The sequence below is a fragment of the Pseudomonas sp. H26/SER47-MNA-CIBAN-0231 genome, assembly GCF_040310465.1.
Lineage (GTDB): Bacteria > Pseudomonadota > Gammaproteobacteria > Pseudomonadales > Pseudomonadaceae > Aquipseudomonas > Aquipseudomonas atacamensis.
Map to the genome: position 1 here is coordinate 1 of NZ_JBEOPW010000098.1, position 265 is coordinate 265.

Annotated in this window: 1 pseudogene; it reads left to right on the forward strand. The window is 46.8% G+C overall.

The features are described from left to right. Positions 1 to 265 (forward strand): annotated as a pseudogene (locus AAEZ10_RS27435) (hypothetical protein); the annotation flags it as partial.

The following is a 265-nucleotide window of genomic DNA, read 5'->3' on the forward strand; positions in this document are numbered from 1 at the left end:
TAACTCTACTGTCACAGCTTCTACGGTCACTAGCTTTGTCCCTACTGGCGCAACTAGTGTTGTAGGAACCGCAACTGGTAGCAATGTGGTCAGTGTCGGTAGTGCAGATAATGAGCGGCGCTTAACCAATGTTGCTGCGGGTGGTGCGGACACTGATGCAGTGAATGTCTCTCAGTTGAAACAATTGAATAATACGGTTGTGGCTAATAAAACGCACTTTTATAGTGTCAATAATACAGATCCGACCGCGGGCAACTACAACAAC